We start from the raw sequence: 6,761 nt of genomic DNA, 5'->3' as shown, positions 1-6,761 counted from the left end.
TGCTCTCAACGATGACAATCCGATTGCGGTAGCGCATTTTGGCGACTTCCGGGTCCTGAGCGCGCGCCAGGGTAACTGCGGAATAGCCGCTATCCGGGGACAACTCCATCGCCGGCGTCATCGACATCGATACCCCGACATAATCGGAAAACCGTTCGTCCATCGATGACATGAAAGATGCCGTCTCGATATTTTCCCCTTGCGCCACGCCGCTGGCCGCCTTGCCGGTTCCGACGCGGGTAAGGTAAAGACTGCCATCGGGCTTGTCGTAATACAGCAGCGCAGCCCAACGGGTGATCCGGTCGATCACTTCTTGCGAAGACTCCCCCCAGTTCAGGGTAAATTGGGGAACCGTCGTCATGTCATTCACGTCGCTGCTGACAGTGATGCCGTATGGCGCCGCCAGCTTTTGCGCTATCTGCAGGGCATTAGCCTGGCTGATCACGTTGTTCTGCCATTCAGCTGAACAATCCACCAGATCCTGGCATTTACTCCGGCCCGTAGCGCGAACTTCATGGCGCTCTTTGCCAATCACAGGATTCCAGCGATCGACATAGCCGGTCATGACCAGATCATCCCCCAGATGCACCGTGCAGCTGTCTCCGGGCAGCACCAGCTGCTTTTCATCGTTGCCGGGGTAATAGTCCATCAACGACAGGTCGAAATCCGATGGCAAGCGCTCAATGCCTCGCGTAACGCGAACAGAATCCCAGCCGGAAATTCGCTTACCTCCGGCCGTCAAAATCAGTTCATCTTTCATTTTCTCAGCGCTTTAAATTTGGTGGGCATGAATGCCGGATGGCGCGGCCCGACAGACTGAACCAGTTCATCACCCCGAGCACCATCCTGATACATGCGGTTGGCCAGCACCAACGCCGGTAACGATGTGGGCATAACAACCTGGGTCAGTGAACTAAGAACGGCGCCTTTCTGGGTGTAGGCGTTGACCAGCGCATCGCGGGTTTGCAACAGGTTCAGATAATCGTCGTCGTCCCCGGCATCCGCCGCCATCAACAGCACCTCATCCAGCGTGTCGCAGACGCGATTAAGCATCAAAATGGCATCGTCATAGCTTGATGGGTCATAATTGGCGGCGGTCGCTGCCAGTGCACCGGCGGACAGTACGCAGAGCAGGATAGTGGCGCCATTGGCTACCGCATTTTCACCCGAGGTGGCGTAAAATGTGGTGTTTCGATACGAGGCCAACGTTTCCAACATGCGGATTTTTTCTTCTACACTGCCGCTGAACGAAATGACCGCATCAATGATGGCCCTGGCATCAACGGGGAAGGCATCGACGGAGGCTACGCCCTCAAATGTGGCCGTGAGCGCCAACAATTCGGCGCGACCTGTTACCGCCTGTGCCATTTTTTGGTTAACCAATCCGGCATAATTGTCGGTATCTGCCGTTCGATTTACTGCACCGGTTGATCCCGAAACACCTCCCCCTACGGTGCCTTTGTTGTATCGCCCATAGCGGGCGCTACCGAAGGTCGATTTCAGGACATTACTGAGATTAGTGACCTCATTGGCGGTGCTTTTCACCATGTTTCCCCAAAACGCAGCGGTATTACGCAACGTCTTGATGGTCTGGGTTACACTGCGGATCTCTCCTTTAACCATGGCAATAAATTTTGTGGCCGCCATCAGGCCGGTTCGTAACCAGTTTGCCTGAACCAGTGATGTCGCCTGAGTGCTGCCGGTGATCGCAAACACCTTTAAGCCGGACTCAATGACCGTCAGGGTAAACTCGAAGGAACGGCCGTTATCCACGCTCTCTAGTACCCGCAAACCGCCATCGGGCACACTTACGGTAAGCTCCCCAAGCGTCGGATGTATCAACGTTCCCGGCCCTTCCGTCTCGCACGCAGCCACCAGCGAATCACGCTGCGTTATCACGTCAGGAGCGTCATACGCCAGGCTGTTATGGACGATGAAACCTCTGATCGTTAATTTGCGCGTCCCACGCCCCAGATCTTCCACCCAGGCAGTGTTGCGATAAGGGTATTCATGCACGGCCTGGCGCCGGCCAAATACGCCTTCGGCACTGACTACCGCAAAAGGAACGCCACGAAATGATGCCGGGTGAATATGCTCAAACCAGTCCCAACGCTCTCCACTCCCAAGCAAGGAAGATAATGCATCATTGATTAGCGCCATCTTTTCTCCAGAAACAAAAAAACCCGCGACTAAGCGGGTTTGGTAGATTTTATCTGTAAAGGATTCGTGGTTAATCAGAAAAAAGAAAATAATAACTATCTTTATATAACCAAAGACTCAGTTGTATTTATAATAATACTCACCTGCAAGCTCACTTTGAGATGACGAGTCGTCCAATAGAGATCTTAATATTTTTATTTCAACCACCCTCGATGACTCTAAGCAATTTATACTTACATCATGCACTTTCGATTTAAAACCATCGACAGAGTACTTTTCTGCAAGACCACGCATCCATTCCCTTTTTTTTTCATCAGAGTCGTTTGACTTTAAAATCCCACCTTGTATCTTTTTGTTCAATATCCCTAGTTCAATAGCCATTGACTCTTTCCTATCACCCCCATTTAAAACTCTTTTTAGGTAATCAGCACCATGTCCACAGCCGACTCCCCATAAACCTGCGGCGCTTCTTGCTATAACTGCCTCAGAATTACCTGCAGTTACATCAACAGGAAATGTTAGCGAAAATAGAAAAATTAAAGATAAAATTCTCACTCGAACCACCCTTTAGGAGTAACAAGAATGTTGAGAGATTATCACTTTGTTATGAAAAAGTCATTGATGTTGAAACTCTACCACCACTTTCCCCAACAATAGTCCGCCTTTCTCCAGTTTTACTATCAACTAGCGTTAACTCGATCTGCATTTTACTATCTTGCATCGTCTTATTTAGCGATGTTATCGCTGACAAAAGATCTTGATTTACCTCTGATGTGCCACCATACCGTCCAGGCCCACCAAAAATCTGATGGATAGTATCTTCTGCTTTGGGAGTGCCAGCACCTAATTCCTCTCCCTGAGGATAGAACATCGGTAAGCCAGGCATGATCTTTTGCAAATAATCACGAGTTTCCTGAGGGGCTCTTGCAAGCCCCTTATCACTTACTCGATTTGGCCCCCAATTGTATGCAGCAACTGCCTTGCTTACATCCCCGTCAAACCTACTTAATAAATCAGAAAGATATCTTGCCGCAGCATCACTTGACTTGTAAAAATCTAAACGCTCTTCACGATTGTTTAGTCCATAATCACGACCTGTTGCCGGCATAAATTGAAATGGACCTTCTGCCCCAGCTGAGGAAAAAAGCTTTTTCCCTCGTGATGATTCAGCGTTCCAGACCCTGTCCAGTAAACCAGGGGGAAGGTTGTTTTTTATTTCCAATTGGGATAAGTGATATTGTTCTGAAGTATTCCCAAGCTGGCCATACGGCAACATCGCCCCATTTTCAGCCGGCGCCGGGTAACCTGAAATTTTCTCGGTATCGGCTCTCAGCTGGTCTGCGCGCCATACGGGCTTATAATAGCCGTTCAGTTTCTTGATCAGATCTTCTGACGCATAGCCCAGTTTTAAATCCAGCTTCTCTTTCCATGACAGCGTGTCTTTAAATTTCTCATCACCTTGAGCCTGCCGCAAAACATCTGCCTGCTTCCCGCCACTGTTAAACGTCAGGATCGAACCGATAGCCGTACTGTCCAGACCATTAGTAACGACCTGCTTGATCTGGTCTACCGAAGCCGCCAAGGTTTCCGACTGGCCCAGCCAGGCCTGCCCTTTCATCAGCATGCCGTCGTAGGCAGCACCTATCTGGTTCAGCTGCTGCTTGAACGCCAGGGCATTCTGCAGATCCTTCTCGGTAAATATCAGGCCATCCCGGCGAGCCTGATCCTTGAGCCGTTGCACTTCACTGGTCGTGTTGCGCAGATAGCTGAGAAGATCGGGCGAAAGGCCCAATTTGTTGGCAAATAGCGCCTGCATACCTGGTGTCATAGTCTGCATTTCACGATTAAGATCGCTAATAAGCTTGCCTACATCGGCCAGACCTTCCTTTGTTTTAGTAATACCAATCCCACGTTGTTGCAATAATGCTAGAAACGCGGGATTTTCGCCACGCGCCGCATCACCAGCTTTTTCGAACAACTCACCAATAGCACTTTCAGCAACCTCACGCGCGCTGCCGTTTTCGATCATGGCGCCTGTCAGTTCCTGAAACGCGTCTGCCGTCATGCTGACGTTTTTTGCAACGGTATCGATCCGATAGCCGGCGTTGGCAAAATTGGTCAGGTTGTTTTTAACAACGTTGACGACCGCTGCAGCGCCACCCAGCCCGAGGGTTAATCCACCGACCATTTTGAGCGGCGGGACCAAATCGCCGATGAATTGGACGCCGCTTCTGGCATTTTTAGCCAACACATCAAAACGGCTGCCCAAATCGTCAAGGTTATCTCTGGATTCCTGGCCGCCCAACGCCAACGCATCGCGCGTTCTGTCCAACAGCGGATTGAGGTGCTTTACAATTTCCTCAATCCGCAGAATTGCGGCTGACGCCTCATCATTAGCCGTCAGCTCAAAGTCGAATGACTTGGCCATTACTTGCCCGCCTTAAGCTTTTCTATCCGACGGGCCTGATCGGCCCAAAAATCCAACCGGGTACGGGTCAGGGACCACGCATCCTGCGGCCCCCACCCGTAATACTTCGTCACCTCAGCAGCTAGTTGCTGCCATCCGCCGAGGGATCGAAGGTCAAAAAAGACATCAGGTAGTCCTCACATTTCCGGTAGTCGGTAAATGCCATAGGACCTAATGCCTTTTCAGTTACTTGCGCATTCAGGGCGATCAGCAGCTTCATTGCAGCCATACTGTTTTTGGCACGCTGCAGTTCATAGAACTGCTCAACCTCAGCCAGCGCAGGCTCTTTCAAGTCAAGATGCTCATAACGGGTTTCCCCCACCGTCAGCGTCCGGCACAACACTATCGTTTTGGTTTTCTCAAGCACAGCAGCCATATCAATACTCCGTTACCGATCCGCCTTCCCAGCGAACATCAAACACCGCTTCTTCGCTATCAACATCCTGCGTGTTCACGGACCACATATTTTCGCCGATCACTGTTTTACCGTTGGCCAGCTCAACAACCACCGTTACGTTGGTGGAATCGTTGATTTTAGCGATCGACGTTCCGCCGCTGTCACGCGCCTGGTAGGAAATAAACGGCGCTCGCGGCTTTTCTTTGTAACCGTGCACCGTATCCATCCCGGTCAACGTGGAGCGCTCCACTTTACCGGGGCTGTATTTGAACTGGCCAGCAACCATGACCGTTACACCGTCGATGGTAACGTACGCGGTCCCGGCCAGGCGGTTAGTTGTATCTCCCATAAATCCCCCTTAGGCCGCGGTCTGCGCGCGTCGCCATTGATTGAGTAGTGCGAAAATTTCCAGTTGATCGATAAGAGTGCCCGTCCACAGCACATCGACCCGCTTGGTATTGCTGCTGTTACGCTCCACCAGCAACGTCTGCGCAAATGCCGCGGCATCCTGCACATAGCCGTTATATTCCAGCGTGCGATACTGGGCGATCAGTTCCGCGCGGATCACGTTAGGCGTCACAATCGCGGAGCCTGGCGCAAAACGGGTGCCGTCGTTGGCCAGCTTCATGCGACCGAACTTTGAAGTGATTTGCGTGCGCAGGAAACGGGTCACGAACATCAGCAGATAGAGCGTCTCAATGTTCAGGTAGCTGTCATCTGCATCGCCGAACTTGTTCTTCTGGTAGGTGGTGATGGTCTTTTCAACCTGCACAGAACCATCATCAGCGACGGTAAACGTTGAGATACCGCTGAACAGCAGATTATTGCGCTCGGTCAGCATGAAGCGGGATTCCAGCGGCGGAGCCAGTACACCACTGATTGTCAACGTCTGCGTTGGACGGCCAGGATCGTTCCGCAGGCTCGGCGCAATCGCCCCGGTTAACGCTGCCGCCCAAAGATAAGCGGGCGTCGGTGAGCCGTTGATCCCCAGCAGCGTCTCATGCTGGTTATTGCGCGCTTCGCCGGCGGCGGACAAGGAACCATACGTGCCCGCCAGCGCGCCGAATGAATGTCCATAGAGCTGCTGCGCGTAAGACCAACGGCCGGTAGCATCTGACAGGAACTCTTTCACGGCATCCAGCGACGTGGTGTCTGTGTAGGGGTTGACGATGAAGTCAAATGCGCGATCTTGCAGATTACCCAGCGGATCAGTCAGAGACGGCGCACCGGCACCGCCGGCCATTGGCGTTACCTTCAACTCCATGCCCTCCGGGGTTTCCTCACCGCCGGCGGCGCCCTGATAATTGAGGCGAATATCGATGCTGTTACCGTGCGCACCTTTATTTTTAGCCGTCAGGTTCACCGTATCAGTGGCTGTTGCATCAACGACAGCAGTAACCGGCAGCTTGCTTTGGCCGTTGATCGCCGCTGCAATCGCCGCGGCCACGGCAATCTTATCATCGGTACTGACGACAGTGAGTTGAACACGCATACCGGCAATGTAGAGCGACAAAACGCCGGTCGTGGCCGCCGCTGTCAGCACCTGTAATTTACCAGTTGCCGCTGTGGTTCCGGTGGTGCCATCCGATAACGGCAGGATCCAGATTTCAGCAGAAATGTCGTTGGCCAGATACGCCGCCATCATGTTGTGCAACATGGAACCGTTGCCGCAGATGCCTGCCACCGCCGATTCAGAAGAAACTTTCTGCGGAATGCCTGGCGTTGCCGTCGCCGTTG

General features: G+C 52.2%; 7 protein-coding genes. All 7 read right to left on the bottom strand.

Translation table 11 applies throughout. From position 1 onward, the window contains the following. On the bottom strand, positions 1 to 760 hold a 760-nt coding region (locus C9411_RS24985; protein ID WP_107228140.1), incomplete at its 3' end, for a phage baseplate assembly protein. After that, on the bottom strand, positions 757 to 2,160 hold the full coding sequence (locus C9411_RS24980; RefSeq protein ID WP_107228139.1) for a DNA circularization protein: 1,404 nt from the start codon (positions 2,158 to 2,160) through the stop codon (positions 757 to 759). The genes C9411_RS24980 and C9411_RS24985, both read right to left, overlap by 4 nt. A gap of 117 nt (positions 2,161 to 2,277) precedes the next feature. Beyond that, complete coding sequence (locus C9411_RS25670) at positions 2,278 to 2,715, bottom strand: hypothetical protein (RefSeq protein WP_146158899.1); 438 nt, start codon at positions 2,713 to 2,715, stop codon at positions 2,278 to 2,280. 49 nt (positions 2,716 to 2,764) lie between these two features. Continuing rightward, positions 2,765 to 4,588, bottom strand: a complete 1,824-nt coding sequence (locus C9411_RS24975) for a transglycosylase SLT domain-containing protein (protein ID WP_107228138.1) — start codon at positions 4,586 to 4,588, stop codon at positions 2,765 to 2,767. 121 nt (positions 4,589 to 4,709) lie between these two features. Beyond that, entirely contained in the window at positions 4,710 to 5,003 is a 294-nt protein-coding gene (locus C9411_RS24970) for a phage tail assembly protein (protein WP_233221948.1), read from the bottom strand. Between the two features lies 1 nt (position 5,004). After that, on the bottom strand, positions 5,005 to 5,373 hold the full coding sequence (locus C9411_RS24965; RefSeq protein WP_060432162.1) for a phage tail tube protein: 369 nt from the start codon (positions 5,371 to 5,373) through the stop codon (positions 5,005 to 5,007). Between the two features lie 9 nt (positions 5,374 to 5,382). Beyond that, positions 5,383 to 6,761, bottom strand: a 1,379-nt coding sequence (locus C9411_RS24960) for a phage tail sheath subtilisin-like domain-containing protein (protein ID WP_107228137.1), incomplete at its 5' end; no start/stop codon positions are given.

Origin of the sequence: Serratia sp. Nf2, assembly GCF_003028435.1 — a bacterium.
In the GTDB taxonomy this organism is placed as follows: Bacteria; Pseudomonadota; Gammaproteobacteria; order Enterobacterales; family Enterobacteriaceae; genus Serratia; species Serratia marcescens_L.
Note: the sequence above shows the minus strand (reverse complement) of the source record. Positions and strands in the feature narration are given on the sequence as shown.

Coding starts and splice junctions, on each gene's coding strand:
- C9411_RS24970 (WP_233221948.1), bottom strand. CDS start 5,003: ATGGCTGCTGTGCTTGAGAAAACCAAAACGATAGTGTTGTGCCGGACG.
- C9411_RS24965 (WP_060432162.1), bottom strand. CDS start 5,373: ATGGGAGATACAACTAACCGCCTGGCCGGGACCGCGTACGTTACCATC.
- C9411_RS24975 (WP_107228138.1), bottom strand. CDS start 4,588: ATGGCCAAGTCATTCGACTTTGAGCTGACGGCTAATGATGAGGCGTCA.
- C9411_RS24980 (WP_107228139.1), bottom strand. CDS start 2,160: ATGGCGCTAATCAATGATGCATTATCTTCCTTGCTTGGGAGTGGAGAG.